This window comes from Mycobacterium sp. 1274756.6 (genome assembly GCF_001668625.1).
Taxonomy (GTDB): domain Bacteria; phylum Actinomycetota; class Actinomycetes; order Mycobacteriales; family Mycobacteriaceae; genus Mycobacterium.
In genome coordinates, this window is record NZ_LZLJ01000093.1 from 63,654 (window position 1) to 89,253 (window position 25,600).

Genomic DNA, 25,600 nt, shown 5'->3' on the forward strand with positions numbered 1-25,600 from the left:
CTAACGCGCCGCCGGGTCGGCGAGATCAACTCCGGCCAGGAGATCGGTCTCCCATCGGCGCGCGTCGCGTTCGCCGGCCGTACCGGCGGCCAGCACGTAGTGTTCGGCGGCCAGGATCGGCATCGCCAGGTCGTTGGAGAGGGCGAACGCCCGCCCGGTCGGGCCGACGCTGACCTGGGTGGCGTGGTTGCGCATCGCGGCGATCTTGGCGGGCAGCGCTGCGGCGTCGTCGATCGCCGCGGTGATCTGCTCATCGGCGACCCCGAAGCCGATGTCGTTGCCGGGCACGCGCTGCCAGCCCGGGGCCAGGTCTTCGCTTTTTAGCGCCTCCAGACCGGCGGTGGCGGCGCTGGCCGAGGTCACCGTCCAGTACAGCTTGGGCACCCGCCACGGTTGGCCCGGATAGTCGGTGGCTGCGCCGGCCGCGGTGACCGCGGCGGTGGTGACGGTGTGGGTGTGCACGTGGTCGGGGTGTCCGTAGCCGCCGCCGGGGTCGTAGGTGACCACGACGTGCGGACGCAGGTCGCGAATGATCGCCACCAGCGCGCCGACGGTGTCGCGTTCGTCGGCGTCGATGAATCGGCCCCAGCGCCGCGGCGGAGTGTCGGCCATGCCGGAATCCCGCCACCGGCCCGGCCCGCCCAGAAACGTCGGCGGGCCGGCGCCGAGGGCCGCCAGCGCCGCGGTCAGTTCCGCGATGCGGTAGCCGCCGAGCTGGTCGGCCTGATCGACGGCGAGCCGGGCGTAGCGCTCCCCGATGACCTCGCCCTCCTCACCGAGGGTGCAGGTCACCACCTGTACCTGCGCGCCGCGGGCGACGTAGTGCGCGATCGTCGCCCCGGTGGTCAGCGTCTCGTCGTCGGGGTGGGCGTGGACGAACAGCAGCCGCGGTTGCGGGGGCTTGACCATCACTCAATGATCACCCACCACTCCGCGGGCCGAAACCCGAGGCCGTCGACGCGGGTAGGACCGATTGCGCTTCAGGCTTTGTCAGAAGCCAAGGAGCGCCTGGATTAGGCCGGCCAAGTCGGCCAACATCATGTAACCGTTACCCAAGAATCCTTCGAGGCCGCCGATGACACCCGTGTTGAAGGGACCCGTGACACCAAGCGTGACCAACAGGCTGCTGGTGATGTCCGCGGATTCAAAATCTGCTCCGAGTAAGCCGAGGAAGCCTTGTTGAGCCGAGTCGAGCAGCATATTGAACGTGTTGAAGCCGCGGTTGACGACGCCGTTGAGAATGCTGTCTGCGCCCTTATAAATCACCTGATCAGGGTTGTAGATCTGTGCGACAGCTTCAAACAGCGGCGAGACCATCCTCTCCAGGCCAAGTTGGCTGTCGACAAGTGCACCGTTGAAATCTTTCAGGACGCTAACAAGACCACCATTGAAATCGATCAGCCCGTCTTGCAGCGCACCCATGAGGCTGTCGTTAGGGAAGCCGGTTGCGTTGGCGAAGGCCTGCAGCGCCTGCCCGAACATGCCCTCCAACCCGCCGATCTGACCCGTATTGAAGACGTTGCCACCGTTCGGATCGAAACCCGCGAGCAAGCTAGCGGTAACTTCGCTGGGGTCAACGCTCGTTCCGAGCACGCCATTCAGCGAGTTTTGGCCTGCACCCAGTCCCATGTTGAAAACGTTGTAAAGACGGTTGATGACCCCATTCAGGGCGTTGTTTGAACCGAAAAGAAGCTTTTCAAGCTGGATTTCTGCCCCAAAACCGCCCGCATAGCGGTCGACCAAGTTGCTGTTGAAAGCGATTTGGCCCGCAAAGAGATCAGCGTTAAACCCACTCAGCCAATCATCAAGCGTGTCAGCAAACCCCACCAACTGAATGTTCGGAACCTGCACGTCCGGCACCACCGACGCCACCGGCGTGACGGCGATCATCCCGGCCGCAGCCAGCGCGACGCCAGCGGTTACAGCGGGTCGAACAGCGATCTCCATGACTGGGTTCCCTCCATGCCCCCGGCGGGCCGACGCGGCCCCGTACACCGACAGAGGTTAGCTTAGAAAACGCTGAGACACAATCAGGAACGCGCGAGAAATCTGACGCTAATTCAGAATCAGTCCGCCCGTTACGGCGCGGTCTTGAGCCACTTGCCGGCGTTGCCGACGATGCCCACCGGCACCGCCCCGGACAGCTCCACGTTCTCCACGCTGGGCCCGGCCGCCACGATGGTGGTGTCCTGCAGGATCGGCAGCACGGTGGCCATGCTCCACAGCTGCGGCTCCACCGCCTTGATCACCTCGGCGATGGGCTTGCTGCCGTCCAGGGCGGCGTCGATGTTGGCCTGCAGGCTGCCGTCGCAGATCCCGGTGACGTTCGACGGCGCCTGGATCAGCGTGCCCGAATCGGTGGCCGGCGGCGCGCTCGGCGTGGTCGTCGGGGTCTGCGCGGTGGTGGACGGCGACCGGGTCGTGCTCGTCTCGGCGGTGCCATCGGCCGCGGTGGTCGGCACCGGGGTGGCCTGCAGGGCGCTGCAGCCGAACCGGGACGCCAGCCGGGTGGCCAGGTCACCGCCGGCGCGGCGCCAGCCGACCACGGCATCGACCCGGTTGTTGACCAGCGCGTCGCCGTAGAGCGCCACCGGGTCCAGCGCCTGCACGGTCGCGGCGATGCCGACGTCGCGCAGCTGATCGGCCACCGTGTTGGCCACCGCCACCGCGGTCGGGTCGTTGGCGGCGGCCCCGATCGCCAACGCCATCTGCTCGCCGTCCTTGCTGACCCGGCCGCGGGTGATCACCGGCGACGTCGTCGGCGGCGGGGCGGGGCTGGGCGCGGGCGTGGCGACCGGATCGGTCTCGATGAGGTACCCGGCGCCGGCGAGCAGGTCCAGCGCCTCGGCGCGACTCAGCGCCGGCGGCGCGGTCGGCACGTAGCTGGGGTCACTCGGGGTGCGGACCTGCGCGCGGTCCAAGGTGATGGTGTTGTCGCTGCCCGCGCCCACCGCGGCCAGCAGGTTGACGTCGAGCAGCCCGAGCACCGCGCGACGCACCTGGGTGTCGCGCAGGGTCGGGGTGCTCGCCCGCAGCGCCAACTCCAGCACCCGCGGTGTCACGATCCGGTCGGTGCGCACCTCCGGGATCGCCGAGAGCTGGGCGAAGGCCGCCGACCCGCCGTGCACCTGGGCGACCTGGGTGTCGCTGTTGCGGATCGAGTCGGCCAGCGCGGCCGGCGCGCCCGCCCGGCGGAACAGGATCAGATCCGGCACCGCCGGCGGACCCCAGTAGCGGTCGTTGCGGGCCAGCAGGATGACGTCGCGCTGCGGGTCGATGTTCTCCACCCGGAACTGCCCGCCGGTGACCGGCATGGCCCGTGCCAGCCCGGCGGCGAACCCACCGGGCACGTCCTTGACGATGTGCGCGGGCAGGATGTTGTTGAACAGCTCCCGCCAGGCCGGGTAGGGCTTGGTGAAGGTGACCACGGCGGTCTTGCCGCCCTCCAGCGACTGCACCCCGGTGATCAGGTCGTAGCCGGCCGGGTCGACCACCCCGGGCTGGCTGACCATCTGGCGCCACAGGTACCAGAAGTCATCGGCGGCGATCGGCGCGTTGTCGGTCCAGGACGCCTCCGGCCGGATCCGGTAGGTCACCGTGAACGGACTGTCGTTGGTCACCTCCGCCGAAACCAGCAGCGTCGGATCCATCTCCCAACGCGACCCGGTCGGGGTGCTCGAGTCCGCGATCGGCCGAAACGCGCTGGGCAGCACCAGCGAGCTGACCGCCGCGCTGACCGGGGACAGGTCGGAGAGCAGATGCGGGTTGAAGCCCGGCCCGATCCAATCGATGGCCATGATGATCTGGGTGACCCGCGCCGACGGCGGCGGCGCGTTCTGCGGGGTTTCGGTGCTCTGCGGCGCCGGCGGCGGATTGACCATGCAGCCCGCGACCAGCATCGACAGCGCCGACACCAGCACGCCCAAGCGGCTGCGGGCACTGCGGGCGGGTCTCGGCACGTCCACCACCATAGGATTTCGCGGCCGCGACCTGCGCACCGCGCGCGGGTTCGCCGCGAATTTCCTCAACCGCGCGCCTTGGCCCGAGACCGATTGCGTGCCCGCGCGGTGGCCGAAAGCTCCACCTTGCGCACCCGCACCACCTCGGGGGTGACCTCGACGCACTCGTCGGCCGCGCAGAACTCCATCGCCTGCTCCAGGTCCAGTTCGATGGGCTTGGCCAGCGTCTCGATGACGTCGGCGGTCGACGAGCGCATGTTGGTCAGCTTCTTCTCCCGGGTGACGTTGATGTCCAGGTCTTCGGCCCGCGGGTTGATGCCGGCCACCATGCCCTCGTAGGTGTCCTGGCCCGGTTCGACGAAGAAGGTGCCGCGGTCGGCCAGTTGCAGCAGCGCGAACGGGGTGATGGTGCCCGAACGGTCACTGACCAGCGAGCCGCTGTGCCGGGCCCGGAAGTCCCCGGCCCACGGGTGGTAGCCGTCGAACACCGCGTTGGCGATGCCGGTGCCGCGGGTCTCGGTCATGAAGTCGGTGCGCCAGCCGATCAGCCCGCGGCTGGGAATGGTGAACTCCATCCGCACCCAGCCGCTGGTGTGGTTGGTCATCTCGGTCATCCGGCCCTTGCGGGCGGCCGCCAGCTGCGTGATCGCGCCGACGTACTCCTCCGGGCAGTCCACGGTGAGCTGCTCGAACGGCTCGTGCAGGCGCCCGTCGACGGTCTTGGTCACCACCTGCGGTTTGCCGACGGTCAGCTCGAAGCCCTCCCGACGCATCTGTTCGACCAGCACCGCCAACGCCAGCTCGCCGCGGCCCTGCACCTCCCAGGCGTCCGGGCGGCCGATGTCGACCACCCGGATCGAGACGTTGCCGACCAGTTCGGCGTCCAGGCGGTTCTTGACCATCCGCGCCGTGAGCTTGTGCCCGGAAACCTTGCCGGCCAGCGGGGAGGTGTTGGTGCCGATGGTTACCGAGATGGCCGGCTCGTCGACGGTGATGCGCGGCAGCGCCACCGGCGCCGCCGGGTCGGCCAGCGTGTCACCGATCATGATCTCGGGGATGCCGGCGACGGCCACGATGTCTCCGGCCACCGCCTCCTCGGTGGGGGTGCGTTCCACTCCCTCGGTGACCAGCAGTTCGGTGATCTTGGCGCTGGTGACGGTCTCGGCGCCGTCGACCTCCCGGATCCAGGCCACCTGCTGGCCCTTGCGGATGCGGCCGTTGGCGATGCGGATCAAGGCCAGCCGGCCCAGGAAGCTGGAGGCGTCGAGGTTGGTGACCAGCGCCTGCAGCGGCGCCGCCGGGTCGCCGGCGGGCGGCGGGACGTGCTCGAGCAGCAGCGCGAACAGCGGGTCGAGGTTGTCGCCCTCGGGCACCTGACCGTTCGGCGGGGCGACGGTGGCCGCGATCCCGGCGCGCCCGGAGGCGTACACGGTGGGCAGGCCCAACGCGTGCTCAGCGGCCTGCTGGGCGGCCTCATCGAGGTCGGCGGCGACATCGAGCAGCAGATCATGGCTGGCCTCGACGACCTCCTCGATCCGCGCGTCGGGCCGGTCGGTCTTGTTGACCACCAGGATCACCGGCAGGTGCGCCGCCAGCGCCTTGCGCAGCACGAACCGGGTTTGGGGCAGCGGGCCTTCGGAGGCGTCGACGAGCAACAGCACTCCGTCGACCATGGACAGGCCGCGTTCGACCTCGCCGCCGAAATCGGCGTGGCCGGGGGTGTCGATGACGTTGATGACGGTGACGCTGCCGTCGGCGTGGTGGCGGTGCACGGCGGTGTTCTTCGCCAGGATCGTGATGCCCTTTTCCCGCTCCAGGTCACCGGAGTCCATCACCCGCTCGGTGGCTTCGCCGCGTTCGGCCAGCGCGCCGGACTGGCGCAGCATGGCGTCGACGAGGGTGGTTTTGCCATGGTCGACGTGGGCGACGATGGCGACGTTGCGGAACTGCACCGGCCGATTCTGCCAGCGTGAAGGGGTGATCGCGAAACCGAGACCGGCCCCGGTGACGTACTTCTCACCGCTGATCGGGCCGGTTTCGCGGCCACCGCCGCCCTGTGTTTCTCCTGGGAGTCCGCGGGTGCCGGGCCCGGCTGCCCTGGCGGGAACCGGCGCAGGCTGGCAGATTGGGGAAAGAATCCGAACCTGACCGACCAGCGCCGCCGATGCGGCGGGAAGGGAATCGCCGGTGACCGAAGCGCGCACGGCGGACCTGTTGGTGATCTTCGGCATCACCGGGGACCTGGCCCGCAAGATGACCTTTCGCGCGCTGTACCGGCTGGAACGGCGCAACCTGCTGACCTGCCCGATCCTGGGCGTGGCCGCCGACGACATCACCGTGGAGGAACTCACCTCCCGGGCGCGCGACGCGATCACCGCCACCGAGGGCAGCGTCGACGACACGGTATTCGACCGGCTGGCCGGCCGCTTGTCCTACCTGCACGGCGATGTCACCGACGCCGGGTTGTACCGGCAGCTGGCGGAGCAGGTCGGCGACGCCGAACAGCCGCTGTACTACCTGGAGATGCCGCCGTCGCTGTTCGGCCCGATCGTCGAGCAGCTCGGCCAGGCTGGGCTGGCCGACAACGCCCGGGTGGCGGTGGAGAAGCCCTTCGGCGACGACCTGGCGTCCGCGCGCGAACTCAACGACCGGCTGCACCGGGTGCTCGCCGAGGAGCAGATCCTGCGGGTGGACCACTTCCTGGGCAAAGAGCCGGTCATCGAACTGGAGTACCTGCGGTTCGCCAACACCGCCCTCTCCGAGATCTGGGACCGCCGCAGCGTGGCGAGTATCCAGATCACGATGGCTGAGGACTTCGGGGTGGAGGACCGCGGCAGCTTCTACGACGCGGTCGGGGCGCTGCGCGACGTCGTGCAGAACCACCTGCTGCAGGTGCTGGCGCTGGTGGCGATGGAACCGCCGACCTCGGCCAGCGGCGCCGAGTTGCGCGACAAGAAGGTCGAGGTTTTCCGGGCCATGCCCCCGGTCGACGTCGCCCACTACGTGCGCGGCCAGTACGACGGCTACACCGACGTGCCGGGGGTGGCGGCCAGTTCGCAGACCGAGACGTACACCGCGTTGCGGTTGGAGATCAACAACTGGCGCTGGTACGGGGTGCCGATCTTCATGCGAGCCGGTAAGGGGTTGCCGCACAAGGTCACCGAAGTCCGGCTGTTCTTGCGTCGCACTCCCCCGCTGCCGTTCCTGCCCAAACCGGCGCAGGCCGCCCCCAACCAGATCGTGTTGCGTGTCGACCCCGATCCCGGTCTGCGGCTGCAGATCTCGGCGCTGGGCAAGGACGCGCTGCACCCGGTGCATCTGGACACGCTCTTCGCCGAACAGCTGGGCGAGTCGCTGCTGCCCTACGAGCGGCTGCTGCACGACGCACTGCAGGGGGACCGGCGGCTGTTCGCCCGCCAGGACGCGGTCGAAGAGACCTGGCGCATCGTGCAACCCCTGCTCGACGACCCGCCTCCGGTGCACCGCTACGAGCGCGGCTCCTGGGGGCCGGAGGAAGCGACCCGGCTGGTGCGCGGGTACCCGGGCTGGCAGCAGCCGTGGCTGCCCGGCTCCTGACCGACAACTGAGAGAGGACACGCGATGCAGCTGGGGATGATCGGCCTGGGCCGGATGGGCGCCAACCTGGTGCGCCGCGCGATGCGCGACGGCCACGAATGCGTCGTCTTCGACCGCAACCGCGACGCCGTCGAGGCGCTGGTCGGTGAGGGCGCCGTCGGGGTCGGCTCACTCGACGAGCTCAAGGAGAAGCTGACCGCACCGCGGGCGGTCTGGGTGATGGTGCCGGCCGGTTCGATCACCGATTCGGTGATCGACGAGCTGGGCGAGACCCTCGATGAGGGTGACATCGTCATCGACGGCGGCAACACCTACTACCGCGACGACCTGCGGCACGCCGAACAGCTCGCCGAACGCGGGATCCGGCTGCTCGACTGCGGCACCAGCGGCGGCGTGTGGGGGCTGGAGCGCGGCTACAGCCTGATGATCGGCGGAGACGCCGACGCGGTGGCCACCGTGGAACCGGTGTTCGCGTCGCTGGCGCCGGGTGTGGAGGCCGCCGAACGCACGCCGGGCCGCGACGGCAAGGCCACCCCGGCCGAGCACGGCTATCTGCACTGCGGGCCCAGTGGCGCAGGGCATTTCGTGAAGATGGTGCACAACGGCATCGAGTACGGGATGATGGCCGCCATCTCCGAGGGCCTCAACATCTTGCACCGCGCCAACATCGGCGCCGAGGACCAGGCCAGCTCCGACGCCGAGACCGCGCCGCTGGCGCACCCCGAGTACTACCGCTACGACCTGGATCTGGCCGAGATCGCCGAGGTGTGGCGCCGCGGCAGCGTAATCGGTTCCTGGCTGGTCGATCTCACCGCCGCCGCGCTGGTGGAGTCCCCGGATCTGGCGAAGTTCGCCGGGCGGGTCTCCGACTCCGGGGAGGGCCGCTGGACGGCGATCGCCGCGATCGAGGAGGGTGTGCCCGCGCCGGTGATCACCGCGGCGCTGGGGTCGCGGTTCTCCTCGCGCAACCTCGACGAGTTCGCCGACAAGGCGCTCTCGGCGATGCGCAAGCAGTTCGGCGGGCACGACGAGAAGCCGGCCGCCGGCCTGTGAGGCGACCCGCCGCGGTCGCGGCGGCGCTGCTGGTCACGCTGTGCGGGTGCGCCCCGCAGTCGTCGGCGTCGGCGGTGGTGGTCTATGCGGCCGCCTCGCTGCGGCCGACGTTCACCGCCATCGCCGAGCGGTTCGAGCACGACCATCCCGGCGCCCGCGTGCAGTTCGACTTCGCCAGTGCAGCCGATCTGGCGACCCAGTTGATCCAGGGCGCCGGCGCCGACGTCTTCGCCTCGGCTGACACCGCCCAGATGGCCCGGGTGGTCGACGCCGGGCTGGTGGCCGACAAGCCGGTCACCTTCGCCTCCAACACGCTGGCGATCGTGACCGCGCCGGGCAACCCGCAGCACATCGAAACGTTCGCCGACCTGGCCCGCCCCGGACTGGCCGTGGTGGTCAGCCCGGCGCCGATGCCGTGCGGGGTGGCCACCGAAGAAGTCGAGAAGATCACCGGCGTGCACCTCAACCCGGTCAGCGAGGAACCCGATGTCGAGGACGTGCTCAACAAGGTGGCCACCGGTCAGGCCGACGCCGGGCTGGTCAACGTCACCGACGCGATCGCCGCGGGCGACAAAGTCGACACGGTGACGTTTCCGGAGGCGACCGAGGCGATCACCGATTATCCGATCGCGGTGCTGCGCAGCCCGACTCGCGACGAGCTCGCCCAGAGCTTCGTGGACCTGGTCACCGACGGCGCCGGTCAGGCGATTCTGCACCGGGCCGGCTTCGCCGACACCTCGCCGTCCGGGCTCAGCCCGCGCTGAGCGCTCGCGCCAAGTCGGTCAGCCACGCCCGGTCAGCGGGCACCCAGTCGATCTCGGGCAACTCCGCGGCGCGCACCCACCGCAGCGCGCCGTGATCGCAGGCGCGCGGCTCGCCGCCGGACAGGTGCACCCGGTAGGCGCGCAGCGTCGTGGTGGCCGACAGCGCCACGTCGACACCGAGCCGCTCCCCCACGGTGACGTCGTCGACGTCGACGCCGAGTTCCTCGGCGAGTTCCCGGGCCAGCGCTACCGGTTCGGTCTCCCCGGCGCCGACCTTGCCGCCGGGCAGTTCCCAGCGGCCGGCCAATTCGGGAGGTCGCACCCGTTGGGCCACCAGCAGGGTGGCGTCGCGGATGACCGCGGCGGCCACCACGATCTGTTCGGTCATAGCGAAGGACGTTATACCGGCCTATCGTCGAGGGATGGCTGTGTTGACCGATGAGCAGGTCGCCGCGGCGTTGCCCGAGCTTCCCGGCTGGGAGCACGCCGACGGCGCGCTGCGACGCTCGAAGAAGTTTCCGTCGTTTCTGGCCGGCATCGATGCGGTGCGCCGCGTCGGCGAGCACGCGGAGAGCCAGGACCACCATCCCGACATCGACATCCGTTGGCGCACCGTGTCGTTCGCTTTGGTGACGCATTCGGAGGGCGGGATCACCGACAAGGATGTCGCGATGGCGCGCGACATCAGCGGCATCATCGACGAGTGACCGGCCGCGCCGCGACGCGGCAGCCGGCGACGGCGATCCAGGCCAGGGTGATCAGGGTCGCCACGATGTAGACCAGCGCCGGCCACGCCAGATACCAGGGCCGGCCGATCTGCCAGATGCTCGGCTGGGCAAAGCTCAGCAGCCACGGCACCCCGACCAGGGTGAGTGCGAGCCAACCCCACCCGAGCACCCGCGCGCCCGCGCGCTGAGCCATCGGGCCGTGGATCAGCCAGATCATCAACGGAAGCAGCCACACCCAGTGGTGGGTCCAGGAGATCGGTGAGGCCAGCAGTCCGAACAACTCGACTACCAGCAGCCGGCCGAGTCGGTCCTCGCCCAGCGCCCGCCAGGCCAGCACCGCCAGCAGCGCGGTCGCACCGATCGCGGCCAACACCAGCGGTCCGTAGCCGGCGTCGTGGCCGAGAATGCGGGACAGGCCGCCACGCCAGGATTGGTTGAACGAGGTGGCGATCGGCCCCACCCGGCCCGCGTCGCCGAGCAGTTCGGTGAAGTAGCGGCGGGTCGAATCGCCGGCCACCAGGTAGGACAGCGCCACCGTCGCCGCGAAGACCACCGCGGAGAAAAGCACCGTCGCCCAGCGCCGCGCCCCGAGGAAATACAGCCCGGCCACCGCCGGGGTCAGCTTGATGCCCGTGGCCAGCCCCACCAACAGGCCCGAGAGCCACCAGCGACCGCTGTAAACCGCGATCAGCACGGCCAACGCCAGCACCACATTGATCTGCCCGTAGTCGAAGGTGGTGCGCAACGGCCCGATCCAGATGCCGACCGCCGTCCACAGCATGGCCTCGCGGTGGCCGGCGGCGAGTCCCAGCAAGCGCTGGCTGAGCCGCACCACGCCGTAGAGCGCGGCGATGATGCCGAGTTGCCAGCCGAAGCCCACCACGCCGAACGGCAGCAGGTGCAGCGGGTAGAAGACGAGCGCGGCGAACGGCGGGTAGGTGAACGGCAGCGGGAAGTCCGGTGTCTGATCGGCGTAGACGTAGTCGTAGAGCGTGCCGGGCTGGTCGAGGGTGGCCGCGCCGCCGAGGTAGACGTGCAGGTCGACGAAGTTGGCCCCGTGCGGGACCAGATAAGTCCAGGCCAGCCGGGCGGCGATGCTCAGCGCCAGCAACAGCGGGGCAACGGATCTGAGGAGCTGGCGACGGGGCGCCACGGATGAGGCGTCGATTCGCACGACTCTAGTCAGTATCGGTTTGGTCACTGCCATCGCTCACGTCCGTAACGGTTGAATAAATGCCACACGTGTCACTTGAGTAACTCCAGCAACGGAATACGTTCGGCGATTGAACACGCCGTCGAACGAATTGGGGAACTTCACATGTCCTTCACCCGGAGCTTGCTCACCGCCACCGCCGTCGTGGCCGGATCCTCCGCAGCACTGCTGATGGGCGGCATCGCCAAGGCCGATACCGCTCCCGCGCCCAACCCGGCCGTCCCCGGCACCACCGCCGTGGAACAGCTCGCCGCCGTCCCGGCCGCCGCGCCGCAGGTGCTGCAGAACCTCACCGGGCTGCCGGCCACCGCCCCGGCGCCGCAGCCGCCCACCGCGACCGCCAGCGTCAACCTGCCGCAGCCCGCGCCGGCCGTCCCGCAGCCGGCCGCCACCAACCCGCTGCCCGGGCTCACCGCGACCAACCCCGTCGCCCCGGCGACCAGCCCGGTGACCGGCGCCAACCAGCTGGTGCCCAACGCGCAGTTCAACATCCCCAACGTGCCGGGCCTGCCGGTGCCGCTGCCCCAGCAGGTGTCGCTGCCCGGCGACTTCACCTCGCTGCTGCCCGGCGGCCTGCCGGCCGCGACCACCCCGGGCACCGTGCCCGGCGTCGCGCCGGTGACCAGCCCGGCCGCGACCTCGCCGAGCACCGGCCTGGTTCCCGACATGGCCAGCCTGTTCCCGGTTTCGGCCCTGCCCTGACCCGACCGGACTCCACCCCCACCGCCCACCACCGAACACGGGAGTAGATCGTGGCACGGACTTCGCACCTGACGACCGGCATCGCCGCCGTGGCCATCGCCTCGACGACGGCGCTGACACTGGCCAGCACCGCGGCGGCCGACCCGGCCGCTCCACCGGCCGATCCGGCCTCGTCGGCGCAGATGCCCGGCTTGCCGGCCATCGAGCAGTTGAGCCCGGTGATCCAGCAGGCCGCCGCCGACCCGGAGGGTGCGGTGCAGTTGCTGATGGCCGCCGCCGCGGCGTTCAAGGGCAACAACGACGCGCCCGCCGACTCCAAGCAGGTGGCGGATTCGGTGGCCGAGTTCGTGCAGGCCGAACCGGTCGCGCACGTCCCGGCGGCGGCGGGGGTGCAGCCCGGGGCGCAGCCGCACCTGCCCACCGGGGTCAACCCGGCCAACGCGGTCGGCCCGGTGCCGATCGAGAAGCCGCACGCGATGGCCGCCAAGCCCACCCCGCCCGGCCCGGCCGAGGCGGCGCCGGCGGAGGCCCCGCCGGCCGAGGCGCCGGCCGCCGCGCCCGGTGCGGCACCGGCTGCCGAGCCCGCGGCGGCGGCCAACCCGGACTTCGGTCCGGACGCCCCGCCGACCCAGGAGTTCATGTACCCCTCCATCGGCACCGACTGCCTGGCCGACGGCGGCAACGTCATCGCCAGCGCCCTGTCGGTGGCCGGGCCGGCGAAGATCCCCACCCCCGGGCCGGGGCCGGGCCAGACCGCCTACGTGTTCACCGCGGTGGGCACCCCGGGGCCGGCGGAGAAGCAGAAGCTGCCGCTGAACGTCACCTGGGTGAACCTGACCACCGGCAAGTCGGGCACCGTCGCGCTGACCCCGCGCGACGACATCAACCCGGAGGGCCCGACCACGCTGACCGCGATCGTCGACACCGGCTCGGGCAGCGTGATGTCGACGATCTTCGGCCAGGTCACCACCAAGGACAAGCAGTGCCAGTTCATGCCGACCATCGGCGCAACGGTGGTGCCCTGACCCAGGGTCACTCGAGAAGGTCGGCCTCCGGCGGGTGGACGGCGCTGCCGCTGAACACCGTCAGGAGGCGACCGGGGTTGTCCTGCCAGGGCAGCGCCCGCAGTTGAGCGACGCTGCGGCGCCCGCCCAGGGCGCGCAGCATCTCGAAGTCGCTGAGTTCGACGACGACCGGGCTGCCGGGCGCCGACGGGTCGCCGAGTAGGACCGAGCCCGGTGTCGGGGCGACCACCAGCATCGCGGGCAGGCCGCCATCCCGGATGGCGCGGTCGAAGCTGGCGGTCAGGAACCCGGCGGCCACCGCGAACGCGGGATCGTCGGTGCGCGCGCCGGGTTCACCGAGCGCGCCGCGCACGTCGTGTTCATGGGTGAGGGTGTCGAACACCAGCTGACCGCCGATCAGCGGCGGGGCCTGCTCGAGCACGTCGACGATCGGCCCGACGGCCTCGGCCCACAAGTCGAGCACCTGATCCAGGTCGTGTTCGGCGAGCCGGTCCACCTGGGCCTGGGTCCAGGCCGGGCTGCCCGCGCCCTGCAGGTTCTGCGCCAAGATGTCCTGGCAGACGCCGGTGAGGTGGCTGACCGTCTGACGCACGGTCCACGCCGGGCAGGCCGGCACCACGCGTTCGGCGACCTCGGTGCGCCCGCGCAACAGGTCATCGACGCGCTGGTGCACCAGCCGGTAGGCGTCGGCGGCGCTGAAGGTGTCGCTCATCGCGCGCGGTTCCCGCGGGTCAATAGGCCATGAACAAGATGGCGTCCCGGTCATACTCCATGCCCGGGTGCACGTCGGCGAGGTGCTTCTGCACGATCTCGACCAGGTCGTCCTCGTCTTTGCCGACCATGGCTTCCCCGCACGGACACGTCAGATGGGTCTTCACGTCGCCGTCCTTCCTCTCACCCGCGTTGGGCTTTTTGCTGCTTCATCTTCTTCTTGGTGGCGCGCACCCGATCCAGCGACGCCGCATCGACCACATCGGCGATCGACAGGTGGGTGTGTTCCTTGCCGTAGTCGCCGGCGGCGTCTCGCCAGCCCGTCGGGGTGACGCCGTATTGCTTGCCCAGCAGTGCCAAAAAGATCCGCGCCTTCTGCTCGCCGAAGCCGGGCAGCGCCTTGAGCCGGCGCAGCACCTCGGGTCCGTCCGGGTCGCCGTCGGTCCAGATCTTCGCCGCGTCTCCGGCGTAGTCCTCGACGACGATCTGGGCCAGCGCCTGGATCCGTTTGGCCATCGAGCCGGGAAACCGGTGCACCGCGGGCTTCTCCGCGCAGACGGCGGCGAACTTCTCCGGGTCGTGCGCGGCGATCTTGCCGGCGTCGAGCCCGCCCATCCGGTCGGCGATCTTCTTCGGCCCGGCGAACGCGGTCTCCATCGGTATCTGTTGGTCGAGCAGCATCCCCACCAGCAGAGCGAACGGGTCGGCGCTCAGCAGGCGGTCGGCTTCCGTATCGCTCGTCAACTGCAAAGTGGGCATTCGCCAATTGTAGAAGGTGCAACTGGTGCAACTCAGCGGTAGCGAGTCCGGCCCCGACGGCACGTCAACCGGTGCACCCGGGCGGCCGGACGACTCCGAGGCTTAGCCGAGGGCCTCATAGATCAATGTGACGTACTTCGCCGTCCGTTCGGATCCCAGGGTTCCCGCACCCATGCGGTTCATCGTGTACGCGATGGTGACCCCGTGATCCGCATCGATGACCACCATCGATCCGCCCCAGCCACCCCAGAACGCGATTCGGTCCCCAGTCGGGATATACGGCACAGAGGTGGCCTCCGATAGCGCAAAGCCGTTGCCGAAACGCAGCGGCACGCCCAGGACCAGGTCGACTCCGTCGGCTTGAACTTCAAATATCCGCTCCACCGTTGCCGGCCGCAGCAACTGGAGACCGTCCACCGCACCGGCCATCGCCAATGGAGACAGGATCCGCGCCAGGCCGCTGGCGTTCCCGTGGCCGTTGACCGCTCCCAGATCCGCGGCGCGCCATCCCGCGGTGCACGTCGCCGCAATTCCGATCGGCGGGTTCGCGAAGGTCCGCCGCATGATCTCCACATCAGCAGATGAGAAGTCGGCCAGGTCGGGCCGTGGCGGCGGGGTGAGTTCAGCGATCCGCGACGTGTCCTCGGGAGCGGCACCGATCTGGAAATTCGCATCCAACGGTGCTGCGATCTCCCTCCGCACGAACTCCTTCAACGACATCCCCGTGGTGCGGCGGATCAGCTCGCCGACCAGGTGCCCGTAACTGGTGGCGTGATAGCCCGACCTCGACCCTGGCGACCACCACGGAGCCTGGGCCGCCAACCGCGCCGTGGCCGTGTCCCAGTCGTACATGTCCTCCAACGTGAACGGCGCATCCCAGCCCGGCACCCCGGAGGTGTGCCCCAAAACCTGCCCGACGTTGATATCGCCTTTCCCATTCGCGGCGAATTCCGGCCAGTACCGCGCCACGGTCGATTCCAGGTCGAGCACTCCCCGATCCACCAGGACCAGCGCCGCCAGGCTGGTCACCGTCTTCGTCGATGAGAAAAGGTTGACGATGGTGTCCCCACCCCAAGGCGTTCGCCCGGCGGTGTCGGCGTACCCCGCCCAGATGTCGAGCTCATGAACGCCGTTAACGTTGACCGCGATCGCGGCGCCGATCTCACCTCCACTCCCTACCTCCTGGGCCAAAGCCTCCGCGACCCGAGCGAACCGCGGTGTCCAATCCCCACCGACGGCAGCCGGCACCGAAACATCCGCTGTCCGTGTTTCGGATAACGCTTGCCAATCCCGCACCGCCCTACCCACTTCCTCTCGAAGCACCGAGACCACCCGTCGGGTACCACACGAGCCACCGGGCCGTCCATTACCGAACGCACCGACATCCAGCCTGCCCTGGTGGAAAGCCGGGGCGGCCCATCCGCGGACATCCCCTACTGGGGGGGATATCCGGGTGGTGGATAGACCCCGCGCAGAATCCAAGGCAACCAACTGATGCCGAACTCGATCTCGTCGCTAGCGTCGTAATCGGGTGTTGGACCGACCGGGAGGTTTTCCCGTTGACCTCGCCGCTCTGGCATGGTCAACCCCACGTCGGGTTCGTCTGCAGCGGCCGACTGTTCGGGTTGCCCGTAAACAGCGACGACAACCGTTCGATCAAGGCTGTTCTCCGACCAAACCCCCATCTTGGAGTTCGCACAGTCGGACATGATCTCGAAATACACTGGGTTGTAATACCATTGATTGATCAGTTCGATACCACTGATCGCCAGCGCGGGATGGATCGCCACCGTCTCCGCAACCCGCCCCCGAAATCCTGCTGCATCGGCCCGGGACTGTGGCGTGGATCCGTCGGTGCCAATGTCGCCGTCCAAGCTCCGATTGTTCAGTAGATCCCTGGAGTGCCACTCGGCTGCCAGTTGAAGCTGTGAGCTGACGGTCACGTCGTTCGTACACCCGGCCTGCTGCTGAAGCGTGTAGACGTTTGCTACGACGCTGTCGTTGAGGCGTTTGTTATCCGCTTGTGCCACGGCTGGACCCAAAATTGCCAATCCTAAGATTTGCACCAGCAACACGGGGGTCACCCTCAAAGCGCCCGACGAACGCCCGTTTTTCTCCGTGCAAGCAACCGATTCCGACCCGATGCTCCGACTCCCGGATCCACCGACACGCAAGCGTCGCGCGATACCTATCACATCGCCTTGCCGGGCAGGTGATGTCATCTTCCCAGCAACATCCGTCCCATCCAGCGGATGCTGCGGTCGACGCACGAGACCCACATCAGATACCGATCGGTCGGCGAATGAGACCACGGAGCCCTCCTTCGAGCCGAAATCACGCGTCGAGCAGCCCCTTGCGAATTTTGGCTGTTCGGTATACCGTCCGTATACTGGCTTGATGGTATAACAGGTCCGGCCCCTGCGCTAGGTCTGAGGCCCTGAAGCGGCACCGGATTACCACGCGCCAACTCTGCCGGCCCAACAGATATGAGGTAAGGAAATGCACACGGGACTATCGCTCATCTTCCAAAACGTCGATGACGACATCGATGACGCGGACGTTTACCGGCATGAGCTGGACTTGGCCGCACGCGCCGAGGACGTTGGGTTCGAATCCGTGTGGACACCCGAACACCACTTCACCTCCTATCAACTGACACCGAACGTGCCGCAATTCCTCTCCTGGCTGGCGGGGCGGACCTCGACGATCAAGCTCGGCACAATGGTTTCGGTTCTGCCCTGGCAGGATCCGCTACGCACGGCCGAGAACTTCATCCTTCTCGACCACCTCTCTCAGGGCCGGGCTGTCTTGGGGATCGGCCGGGGTTTGGCGCCCACCGAGTTCGACGGCTTCCGGCTCAACATGGGCGAATCCCGCCAGCTGTTCAGTGAATACGCCGAGGCGATCATGCAGGGCCTGGACACGGGCTTCATGGAATATGACGGTGCGCTCTACCGGCAGCCTCGGGTCGAGCTGCGGCCCAGGCCGTTCGCGCCATTCAAAGGCCGCACGTTCGCGTCGGCGATCTCTCCGAAGTCGATCGATCTCATGGCCAAGCTCGGCATCGGATTAATGGTCATCGCCCAGAAGCCCTGGGAGACCGTCGAGGAAGAGATGCGGATGTACCGAAGCCGCTATCGCGAACTGAATGGTGAGGAAGCCCCCAAACCGGTGTTGTGTGTTTTCGTCGGTACTGCACCGACCGAGGCCGAAGCGCAACACCTTCGGGAGGTTTACCTTCAGCGTTACGCGAGGTCGACGGTGGAGCACTACCAGTTTGACAACATCGGATTCGCCGAGATCGAGGGCTATGAATATTACGCGGCGTTGAGTCGGAACATCGAGAAGCACGGTCTCGACCGGTTTTGCTCGTTCCTGGCGGATTTGCAAGTCTGGGGCACCCCCGACCAGGTCGTCGAACAGCTCATCGGCTACGTGGACCGCCTCGACGCGGGGGCGGTCATCATGTGTGCCGCACATGGCAACATGCCGCCGGAGGTCTCGACAGCGAACTTCGATCTACTCGCTCGTGAGGTCGTCCCCCACCTCAGGGCCTATGACGTGGGCGGCGACCTGGGCGTCCTCCACGGCGTCGGACCTCAGCGCAATCCGAAGGCGCCGCAGCAGAAGAAAAGCGATGAGGGCTCCGAAGACCACCCGCCGATAGGTCTACTGCCCTGACAGGGACGCCCGCGAGAGCGCCGTACCTTGCTGCCGACGTGTCGATCCCCGGAACGACACCGAAAGCAGTAGCGCACTGTGTCGTTCCGGGGAGAGGAACAGGAAATGAACGTACCCGTGGAGCTTGAACCGGAGGAATTCCGTCGGATTTTCGGCCGTCTGCCGTCTGGCGTCACCGTGATCACGGCACACGGCATGGATGGGCCGATCGGTATGGCCGCGAACTCCGTGACCTCGGTTTCACTAGACCCGCCGTTGCTTCTCTTCTGTCCCGCCAAGTCCTCGTCAACCTGGCCGAAAATCCGGGATTCCGGTGCGTTCTGCGTCAATCTGATGGCCGACCATCACGAAGGGGCGGTGCGCCGGTTCGCGATGAAAGGCGCCGACCGCTTCGTCGGTGTCGAGCACACGAAACGCCCGACCGGTCTCGCCCTCACCGATGCGGTCGCGTGGATCGAGTGCCGCCTCGAGAAGGAGATCGAGGCCGGCGATCACACAATCGTGATCGGACAGGCGGTCGCGGCTGAGGTGGCCAACGATTCCACGCCGCTGGTATTCCTCGGGGGCATCTACGGTAGATTTCATCCAACCCCCATCGGAGACGCCAGAAACACCCGGATCTGAGCCCCGCTGATCCCCCAAACCCCACTGGGCCGGCCACCGCCACCGGCTAACCCCCTCCCCGGGTGGTCCGGTCGTCGGGGTTCGTGCCCCATTGACGCCCAAGCCGCCGCGCAGATCAGTGCGGCCGTCGGGTGAAATCCCGGTCCTTCTCACCTCGGGCTACGCTCGATGAGAATGTCACCGGCCACGATGCATCTCCGCCGCGTCGGTTCGACCGAATCCGACTTCTTCCTGGATCAGCGTTGCTTTACATCACATTCGCGCGGCCAGCGACGAGCGCCGAAGGATCGGTTACCACGCCGGAATTGACTCTTGCCTAACTCAGCGCCAGCTAGATATACTGGCTCTCCAGTGTACTAAGCAGCCCGCCTGGTCCGCGACTACCAACAGCTTTCCTGGAGGCCTTCATGACCTGCGCCGTCACTGCAGCAATCGACGCGATTCGACGCGGCGAGATGGTCGTCGTCACTGATGATGAAGACCGGGAGAACGAAGGTGACCTGATCATTGCGGCCGAAGCGGCAACCCCGGAGGCGATCGCATTCATCGTCCGGCACACCTCGGGCCTGATCTGTGTGGCCCTCCCGGGCGAACGACTCGACGCACTTCAGATCCCGCCGATGGTCACACACAATAGAGACGCACACGGGACGGCCTTCGCCGTATCCGTTGATCTGGCGGAGGGGGTCACCACCGGAATCTCGGCGCGGGACCGCGCCAGCACGATCCGAGCTCTCGCCGACCCGGCCAGTGTCGCCACCGATTTTCTGCGGCCGGGACACATCATGCCGCTACGCAGTCGGGAAGGTGGTGTGCTGACTCGCGAAGGGCATACCGAAGCTGCCGTCGACCTCACCCGGCTGGCAGGCTTACAGCCAGCCGGGGTAATCTGCGAGATAGTCAGCGGCGACCACACCAGAATGGCCAACGCGACCGAACTGGACGAATTCGCTAGCCGTCACGGCCTGCAGAAAGTGTCGATCTCCGAGCTCGTCGAATACCGTCTTCGGCATGAGCACCTCGTGAGCTGCAGTGCCAGCGCTCGGGTTCCGACTCCTCACGGCGAATTCGACTGCCAGGTCTGGGAATCGTTCGTCGATGGTCTGGAACATGTGGTGTTGACCCACGGCGACATCGCCACCGAGGAACCTCTCCTGGTCCGTGTGCACAGTGAGTGCCTCACGGGCGACCTGTTCGGTTCGCTGCGGTGCGACTGCGGCGCCCAGTTGGAGGACTCCCTCGCAGCGATCACGTCTGCTGGTCGCGGGGTTCTGATATACCTTCGGGGCCATGAGGGGCGGGGCATCGGCTTGGCCGACAAACTTCACGCGTACACGCTCCAGGACGCCGGTCGCGACACGGTCGACGCGAACATCGAGTTGGGGCTGCCCGTCGACAGTCGCCAGTACACCGTTGCCGGCCAGATCATTCGGCAATTGGGGGTTCGTCGGCTCCGCTTGATGACGAACAACCCGGCGAAGTACACCGATCTCCAAGACTTCGGACTCGAGATCACCGAACGTGTCCCGCTCCCACCTCGTCTCACGAACGAGAACAACGAGTACCTCAGTACCAAGCGGGACCGGCTGGGTCACCTGCTACCAGCAGACCTCGGGGACCGCCAGGTATTCCGCAACGGTCGCCGACCGGTGTCCCTGACCACGGCGCGGTAATCGCGTGTCCGGTGATCCCGTCGGCTTCCTCACCCTTGTATCCGCCCGCTCCAACCGCAGACTACGGTCCAGCTCTGATAACCACCCGGCCCCGCCCACCCGGAAGCAGGCATTGCGCGCTGCCCGCTCCGGTGTTGCCCGTGGCCCTTCAGCCGAGATCAGCATGCGCGGAGCCGCGCAGGCTCCGATTCATGCTCGCCGACATGGCGATGACGCTCGGAGCGCCCGACTAATGATCTGCCACGCAGCGGCTCGGGCCGAACGCACGAAATCTGAACTAGACCTCATCTATGTCGGTTCGAATTGTTTCGCTTCGAACGCCGCCATGGCGGTAACCGCCGATGCTTTCACAATTGCTCGGGCGGTTACGACTACACTCACGAGTTCCTTGGGTCGGAAAAAGCAACGAGAATGATGCCAAGAACGCCTAGATTTACCAAGGCACCAACCAGATTCATTGCATGCCGATTTTCTGCACGGCGCACCGAACGATGAATCAGAACAAGGACACGTCACTCTGGAAGGTGAACTTCATATGCCGAGCTACGTCCGGTTATGGTCAGCCCTCATCCTGATGGTCTTCGGTACCGCTTTGGCTGCGGCGCCCGCCGCTGACGGTGATCCGTTGGGATATCTGATCAACATCACGACCCGACCCGGTTATGACTTCGCAAGCAGTGACGAGGCATTACGTTACGGCTATGGCCTCTGTGACCAGATCGCGGGCGGCAAGGAGTACTCGGAGTTGGCCGCCGAAATAAAAGACCGATTTCGCACCGACGACGAATATGACGCGGCGTATCTGATCGGCCAGGCTACCCAGGAACTCTGTCCCCACCTGATATGGCAGGTACGCGAGAGCGCCGCCGGCTACGCACCATCGCCTCGCCAGCAGGACATCAGCCCCGCAACAACGCGTTGAGTCGCCCCAGGGAGGACTTCCGTGATGCGACCATTCCGGCGGCCGCCGCTACCGCGTCGTCGTTTCCTCCTCGGATAACGTGAGTTTCCGCGAGATCAAGCACCTGTCGGTCCAGTTCGATCATCGTCTCAAGCCACAGCACGTCAAAGTCGGCACCGCGTAGCGTGCGAAGATCCGCGATGGCCCTCTCGGTATCCCCACGCACTTCCCTGCCGAACCCGCCGCCGGCCGTGGTGCGGTCGTCGACGTCGGATCCGTCGACCCATTGGACGCGCAGGGCTGCCAGTGTAGCGGCCTCAATCCTTCGACTCTCGGCGGCTTCCACCACGAAAGACAGCAGATCGGAATTCGCAGATCGGTCGAATACCAGGGTCAACAACTCCATCTCGTACGAATGCAGCCGTTCGATATCATCCGCGAATCCGATATCCGCCTCGCTGTGATCGGCCAGCTCGATATCGATGACGCTTCGATCATCCGCGCCGGGATATCCCGGATTCTCGATTTCAAGCTCCCGGCCACCACACGCACAAACGGAAAGTGCGATCGCCAGCAACCAGGCGGCGCATGCCGACGATGAGATGACATCCACGTCGTAAAATCTACCTCAATAATCCGGCTAGGCGCCCGAATAGTAGATCGATCCATGTCCGCGCCGATGGTCGCCGACGTTCAAAGAGAGTTCTCACGCGCCTCCCCGGAACGATTACCGAATTCAACCGGGATCAATGTTTCGCAGATTTTAACCATATACAAGACAGCCCGATATACCATATTATGACAATTTCCCCGAGAAAATATTGAGACGCAGCTCACGGAGGGCGAAGTGGCAGGAAAAGGCTTAATGATGACGGCGGCCGTGTTGTGGGCCGGCTGCGCGACAGGATGCTCGCCGACGGCACCCGAGGTCGAAGACGCCTCGCCCCCTCGGGGCGAGGCCGTGGTGACCGTCGACGGCATCGAGATGAGCAGCGTCGACTCAGCACGTTGTTCGGCGGTGGGCCCGTACACGACCATCGTCACCGGCGACGGGACCGTCGGGATGACGGTGATGATTTCCACCGCCGAGGAGCCAACGATCGAATTCGTCGATATCAACAATCTTGCTGGTTTCACCGGCGGCTATAACCGCGACCTCGAGGGAGACGCGGTGGTAACGGTCTCTGGGCCCACGTACGACATTCGGGGCACCGCCCTGGGCTACGACAGTAGGTTCCCCGAACGGACCTCCCGAACCTTCCAGGTCCAGGCCTCATGCTGAGATCTTCCTACACCGGTTCGAACGCGGCGATGAGCCACCGGCCGTCGATCTTGTCCAGGGTCACTCGGACACTTGACATCGTGTCAGTTGGTACGCCGTCGCCCACCACGACGGTCTGATTCACGAACAGTAAGACCACCACGTGGCCACGACTCGCTGATACCGTCGCTCCCGCCGGAATCATGGCGGTCGCGGCGATGTGACGCTGCTGTGCCCCTGGGATGACCACGTCTTCGATCAACTGCGTATACGACTCCTGAAAATCACCGGTCAACCGGCCCCGCGCGTCTCCTAGATCCGTCTCCACGGTATCCGGCTGATAGGACAGCAACGCGACGGTGGAGTCCTTCGCGGCGGCCAATGCTTCGGCGCCAGCGCGATCCGCGGTGTCGAGTCCTGCGTTATACCACGCGAAAAAACCGGCGGCCGCGGCGAACATCAGCAGCAGCGTGGACAGTGCCACCCCCGCGGCGAAGCGAATCCGCCTGCTCGTGCGCGCCTGCGAAGCCCCCTGTTCAGGCTTTTGTGCGTCAGTGAGGCGAGAAGTATCACCGACCTCGTCGGCATCATCGCCCAGTTCCGGGGTGCGGCGAACTCCACCCGACTGCGACGCGGCATTCCGAGGGAGCGTCGTCGCCTCGTCGGCATCTTCGCGCGGGGCCACGCTCTCCACCGGAGTCGTATTCTCTTTCTCGCCCATGATGTCCACCGAGCCGTCCTGGTCGTCGGGCTGGTTGTTTACTCGGTTAGCGCTTGTGTGATTCATGGCACGAACTCGACATTCGATACCTTCGCCTCCCCGTCGACCATCTTGACGGTGACCTTCATTCGCCAATTTCGTGGGTCCTGTTCCTCCGCACCGATATTTTTCGTCTCAACCGCAACAGCAGCCAGTACCTCGGCCTCACCGGCGTCGTCGGACCACAATGCCGCCTCGGAGATAGTTCCCACGGATTTTGATTGGGCCTTCTTCACGACATCGATGAAAGGCCCTTGCCGTTGCGAGAATTCTTCGTAGAAATCCTCCGTGGCCGAATCGAGTATCCGCTGGACATCGGCTTCGGCGTGCTGCCAGTCGATGGTCGTCAGATTCAACACCGCTTGCCGGCCGACCTGCAGCAGCAGCTGCCTTTGCTGCTGCTTTGCGCGCGCCTGGTAGCTCTGATATCCCAGCCAGCCCGCGACCGCACCCGCGATGACCACCAGGATCATGCCGACCGACAGGGGACGACTGAACCGCCCTGCCAGTTTCCTTGGGCCGATGGTGGCCTCCGCTGCTCCCCCGGTGTCACAGCCATCGTCTTCGGTGTCGTCGTCTTCGGCGCCATTTTCCGCGTCGTCCTCTGGCTCGACGCCGGCTTCTCTCGTCATCATCGAAACCGGCGATGAGAGGTCCTCCGCAGCCGGTTCCGCTGGCTCCGTGCCCGCAGCAGACGGCGGTGCGGCGCTTTCGTCGCTCAGTTTCCGCTCGGCGGGATCAGCATCTGTTGCCATGTCCACTCCTCTCCGGCGCCCCGAATGAGATTCGACTGCGCGTAGACGTTCCCATCCGGTCCTACATACCGGCCCGTGTCGGGATCGTAACCGGACACCGCCATCGGAACGGTGTCCGCGGCGGGAAGAGCCCCGTCATCCTCCGGTGATGCTTCCGGCGGCGGAGCTCCCTCGTCCGGATCCAGTTGCGGGACTTCCTGGCCGGTCCACGTGGCGTTCGGGTCGCCTTTCCAGTTGAATCCGTCATTCAGGGGAATGTATGGCTCGTCGCTCTCGCACATCTTCACCGTTGGTGCGCGCTTGCCGGGCCGGGTGACGCACGGGTAATTCCGTGCACCACGAACGCCGGTGAGAGTCGAGTCCTGGGGTACCCGGCAGTAGAGGTTGCCGGGTGGTCGGTCCGGGTAGTCCTCGAAGAGCGGCGATCGTTGTTGTTGCGCGGGAAGGAACCCGGTGGTGCAGTTCGGTGGAAGATTCATGTTCAAGTTGAAGTCCAGGTAGATGCCGCGGTAGGCCTGCTTCGTTCCCTTTTGGGCCAACAGTGCCCCTTGCGCCATCGCGGTGATTTGAGGCACCAAGACCAAGATGCCCTCCAAGTTGTCCCGGTAAGTGACCGCCACGTCACCGATGCTCACCAGGTTCGCCAAGACAACGGGGAGGGTCGGTTCCAACCGCTCCAGCAGTCGTTGAGTCTCCTGCAGCGCCGCGGGCCCTTCTTGGAGGATCCCGCGCAGGGAGACGTCGTTGTCTCGTAGCTGCCCCGTGACGTCAGATGAGTTCGCCGTCCATCTGGCGATCGAGTCGGCCGATCGAATCTGGCTGTCCAGGATCGGTCCCGAATCATCGATCAATGTGATGAGCGACTCCAAGTTCGTTCGGGCATCGATCGACAATCTGGTGACCCCTTTTACCAGGCGTGCCAATTCCGGTCCCAGGCCTCCGACAGCGGTATAAGACTCATCGACGACGGTCTTCAGGTCGTCTCGGGGGATCGCAGCCAAGCCTCGGTTCGTCGCGGCCAGCAGAGTGTTGAAGTCCGGCGGTAGGAAGGTTCGATCCCGCGGGATAACGTCACCGTTTTTCAGAACGGGACCGCCTTCAGTACTCGGTGTCAGCGCAACGTACTGTTCGCCGACGCCCGACATGCTGTGCACCTCGGCGACCAGATCTGTCGCCGGGATAGCGATCTTCGAGTCGAGTCGAAGTACCGCCTCTGCACCGTCTCCGGTCAACCGCACATCATGGACCCGCCCGACGTTGACACCCCGGTAGGTCACATTGCCGCCTCGGTACAGACCGCCGGTCTCGGCCATCTCGACGGCGACGGTGTATCGCCCGATGCCCAGGAGCAGTCGCGGGGCCTGAAGGTAATTGACGACGACGATCCCGACCACCGTCAGCGCCACTGCTCCGAAGATCAGTAGCTGGACTCGGATTTGTCTGGTCAAGTTCATG

26 protein-coding genes are annotated in these 25,600 nt (G+C 66.7%); 11 read left to right on the forward strand and 15 right to left on the reverse strand.

What is annotated here, in order from left to right; all coding sequences use genetic code 11:
• The 4 genes from mshB to typA form a co-directional block, all read right to left on the reverse strand.
• Positions 1–909, reverse strand: a complete 909-nt coding sequence (gene mshB, locus A5643_RS14975) for an N-acetyl-1-D-myo-inositol-2-amino-2-deoxy-alpha-D-glucopyranoside deacetylase (protein ID WP_066857994.1) — start codon at positions 907–909, stop codon at positions 1–3.
• Positions 910–990: 81 nt separating this feature from the next.
• On the reverse strand, positions 991–1,947 hold the full coding sequence (locus A5643_RS14980) for a hypothetical protein (protein ID WP_066857204.1): 957 nt from the start codon (positions 1,945–1,947) through the stop codon (positions 991–993).
• A 131-nt stretch (positions 1,948–2,078) separates the two neighbouring features.
• The gene (locus A5643_RS14985; protein WP_502686243.1) at positions 2,079–3,965 is read right to left on the reverse strand and encodes an ABC transporter family substrate-binding protein; all 1,887 of its coding nucleotides are present in this window, start codon (positions 3,963–3,965) and stop codon (positions 2,079–2,081) included.
• A gap of 59 nt (positions 3,966–4,024) precedes the next feature.
• Positions 4,025–5,911, reverse strand: coding sequence for a translational GTPase TypA (gene typA / locus A5643_RS14990; RefSeq protein ID WP_066857210.1), 1,887 nt, complete (start codon positions 5,909–5,911; stop codon positions 4,025–4,027).
• A gap of 235 nt (positions 5,912–6,146) precedes the next feature.
• Here typA and A5643_RS14995 point away from each other — a divergent pair, with 235 nt between their 5' ends.
• The 3 genes from A5643_RS14995 to modA are packed head-to-tail and all read left to right on the forward strand — an operon-like array spanning position 6,147 to position 9,352.
• Positions 6,147–7,535: a glucose-6-phosphate dehydrogenase gene (locus A5643_RS14995; protein ID WP_066857213.1), complete on the forward strand. Its 1,389-nt coding sequence runs from the start codon at positions 6,147–6,149 to the stop codon at positions 7,533–7,535.
• Positions 7,536–7,559: 24 nt separating this feature from the next.
• On the forward strand, positions 7,560–8,588 hold the full coding sequence (gene gnd, locus A5643_RS15000) for a phosphogluconate dehydrogenase (NAD(+)-dependent, decarboxylating) (protein ID WP_066857215.1): 1,029 nt from the start codon (positions 7,560–7,562) through the stop codon (positions 8,586–8,588).
• The gene (gene modA, locus A5643_RS15005; RefSeq protein ID WP_066857217.1) at positions 8,585–9,352 is read left to right on the forward strand and encodes a molybdate ABC transporter substrate-binding protein; all 768 of its coding nucleotides are present in this window, start codon (positions 8,585–8,587) and stop codon (positions 9,350–9,352) included. Before gnd ends, modA begins: the two co-directional genes overlap by 4 nt.
• Here the strand turns inward: modA and A5643_RS15010 are convergent.
• A complete protein-coding gene (locus A5643_RS15010; RefSeq protein ID WP_066857219.1) occupies positions 9,339–9,740 on the reverse strand; it encodes a (deoxy)nucleoside triphosphate pyrophosphohydrolase in 402 nt (133 codons plus the stop codon). The two genes, modA and A5643_RS15010, sit on opposite strands and share 14 nt — an antisense overlap.
• Positions 9,741–9,774: 34 nt before the next feature.
• On the opposite strand from A5643_RS15010, the gene A5643_RS15015 reads away from it, so the two are divergent.
• Positions 9,775–10,059, forward strand: coding sequence for a 4a-hydroxytetrahydrobiopterin dehydratase (locus tag A5643_RS15015; RefSeq protein ID WP_066857221.1), 285 nt, complete (start codon positions 9,775–9,777; stop codon positions 10,057–10,059).
• Here A5643_RS15015 and A5643_RS15020 read toward each other — a convergent pair.
• On the reverse strand, positions 10,046–11,287 hold the full coding sequence (locus A5643_RS15020) for a mannosyltransferase (RefSeq protein WP_082948980.1): 1,242 nt from the start codon (positions 11,285–11,287) through the stop codon (positions 10,046–10,048). The two genes, A5643_RS15015 and A5643_RS15020, sit on opposite strands and share 14 nt — an antisense overlap.
• Before the next feature lie 111 nt (positions 11,288–11,398).
• Between A5643_RS15020 and A5643_RS15025 the strand changes: the two genes are divergently transcribed.
• Together A5643_RS15025 and A5643_RS15030 are read left to right on the forward strand one after the other, a co-directional pair.
• Complete coding sequence (locus tag A5643_RS15025) at positions 11,399–11,995, forward strand: hypothetical protein (RefSeq protein ID WP_066857224.1); 597 nt, start codon at positions 11,399–11,401, stop codon at positions 11,993–11,995.
• A gap of 50 nt (positions 11,996–12,045) precedes the next feature.
• Positions 12,046–13,020: an Rv1157c family protein gene (locus tag A5643_RS15030; protein ID WP_066857226.1), complete on the forward strand. Its 975-nt coding sequence runs from the start codon at positions 12,046–12,048 to the stop codon at positions 13,018–13,020.
• A 7-nt stretch (positions 13,021–13,027) separates the two neighbouring features.
• On the opposite strand, the gene A5643_RS15035 is transcribed toward A5643_RS15030, so the two are convergent.
• From A5643_RS15035 to A5643_RS17900, 5 genes are all read right to left on the reverse strand, one after another.
• The gene (locus tag A5643_RS15035; RefSeq protein WP_066857229.1) at positions 13,028–13,732 is read right to left on the reverse strand and encodes a maleylpyruvate isomerase family mycothiol-dependent enzyme; all 705 of its coding nucleotides are present in this window, start codon (positions 13,730–13,732) and stop codon (positions 13,028–13,030) included.
• 19 nt (positions 13,733–13,751) lie between these two features.
• Positions 13,752–13,898 (reverse strand): DUF1059 domain-containing protein, encoded by a 147-nt coding sequence (locus tag A5643_RS15040; protein ID WP_066857231.1) that lies wholly within the window; start codon positions 13,896–13,898, stop codon positions 13,752–13,754.
• 16 nt (positions 13,899–13,914) lie between these two features.
• Positions 13,915–14,490 (reverse strand): HhH-GPD-type base excision DNA repair protein, encoded by a 576-nt coding sequence (locus A5643_RS15045; protein ID WP_066857233.1) that lies wholly within the window; start codon positions 14,488–14,490, stop codon positions 13,915–13,917.
• 102 nt (positions 14,491–14,592) lie between these two features.
• A complete protein-coding gene (locus A5643_RS15050; RefSeq protein WP_066857235.1) occupies positions 14,593–15,738 on the reverse strand; it encodes a serine hydrolase domain-containing protein in 1,146 nt (381 codons plus the stop codon).
• Positions 15,739–15,923: 185 nt separating this feature from the next.
• Positions 15,924–16,556, reverse strand: a complete 633-nt coding sequence (locus A5643_RS17900; protein WP_502686247.1) for a CAP domain-containing protein — start codon at positions 16,554–16,556, stop codon at positions 15,924–15,926.
• A gap of 433 nt (positions 16,557–16,989) precedes the next feature.
• Between A5643_RS17900 and A5643_RS15055 the strand changes: the two genes are divergently transcribed.
• The 4 genes from A5643_RS15055 to A5643_RS15070 all read left to right on the forward strand — a co-directional run bounded on the left by A5643_RS15055 (position 16,990) and on the right by A5643_RS15070 (position 21,390).
• Positions 16,990–18,171, forward strand: a complete 1,182-nt coding sequence (locus tag A5643_RS15055) for an LLM class flavin-dependent oxidoreductase (RefSeq protein ID WP_082948982.1) — start codon at positions 16,990–16,992, stop codon at positions 18,169–18,171.
• 105 nt (positions 18,172–18,276) lie between these two features.
• Complete coding sequence (locus tag A5643_RS15060) at positions 18,277–18,795, forward strand: flavin reductase family protein (RefSeq protein ID WP_066858000.1); 519 nt, start codon at positions 18,277–18,279, stop codon at positions 18,793–18,795.
• Between the two features lie 407 nt (positions 18,796–19,202).
• Positions 19,203–20,468 carry a bifunctional 3,4-dihydroxy-2-butanone-4-phosphate synthase/GTP cyclohydrolase II gene (locus A5643_RS15065; RefSeq protein WP_066857237.1) on the forward strand — a complete coding sequence of 422 codons (1,266 nt, stop codon included), beginning with the start codon at positions 19,203–19,205 and terminating at the stop codon, positions 20,466–20,468.
• Positions 20,469–20,925: 457 nt separating this feature from the next.
• Positions 20,926–21,390: a DUF732 domain-containing protein gene (locus A5643_RS15070; protein WP_231995603.1), complete on the forward strand. Its 465-nt coding sequence runs from the start codon at positions 20,926–20,928 to the stop codon at positions 21,388–21,390.
• On the opposite strand, the gene A5643_RS15075 is transcribed toward A5643_RS15070, so the two are convergent.
• Complete coding sequence (locus A5643_RS15075) at positions 21,368–21,982, reverse strand: DUF305 domain-containing protein (RefSeq protein ID WP_156628831.1); 615 nt, start codon at positions 21,980–21,982, stop codon at positions 21,368–21,370. The genes A5643_RS15070 and A5643_RS15075 overlap by 23 nt on opposite strands.
• Before the next feature lie 255 nt (positions 21,983–22,237).
• Between A5643_RS15075 and A5643_RS15080 the strand changes: the two genes are divergently transcribed.
• Complete coding sequence (locus tag A5643_RS15080; RefSeq protein ID WP_066858003.1) at positions 22,238–22,651, forward strand: lipoprotein LpqH; 414 nt, start codon at positions 22,238–22,240, stop codon at positions 22,649–22,651.
• Between the two features lie 7 nt (positions 22,652–22,658).
• Here the strand turns inward: A5643_RS15080 and A5643_RS15085 are convergent, their stop codons facing one another.
• Genes A5643_RS15085 through A5643_RS15095 form a run of 3 tightly spaced genes read right to left on the reverse strand, consistent with a single transcriptional unit; the run spans position 22,659 to position 25,599 of the window.
• Entirely contained in the window at positions 22,659–23,417 is a 759-nt protein-coding gene (locus A5643_RS15085) for a hypothetical protein (RefSeq protein WP_156628833.1), read from the reverse strand.
• Positions 23,414–24,145, reverse strand: coding sequence for an Rv1363c family protein (locus tag A5643_RS15090; RefSeq protein ID WP_066858008.1), 732 nt, complete (start codon positions 24,143–24,145; stop codon positions 23,414–23,416). The genes A5643_RS15085 and A5643_RS15090 overlap by 4 nt, the downstream gene beginning before the upstream one ends.
• Entirely contained in the window at positions 24,109–25,599 is a 1,491-nt protein-coding gene (locus A5643_RS15095) for an MCE family protein (protein ID WP_066857246.1), read from the reverse strand. The genes A5643_RS15090 and A5643_RS15095 overlap by 37 nt, the downstream gene beginning before the upstream one ends.
• Position 25,600: the final 1 nt, after the last annotated feature.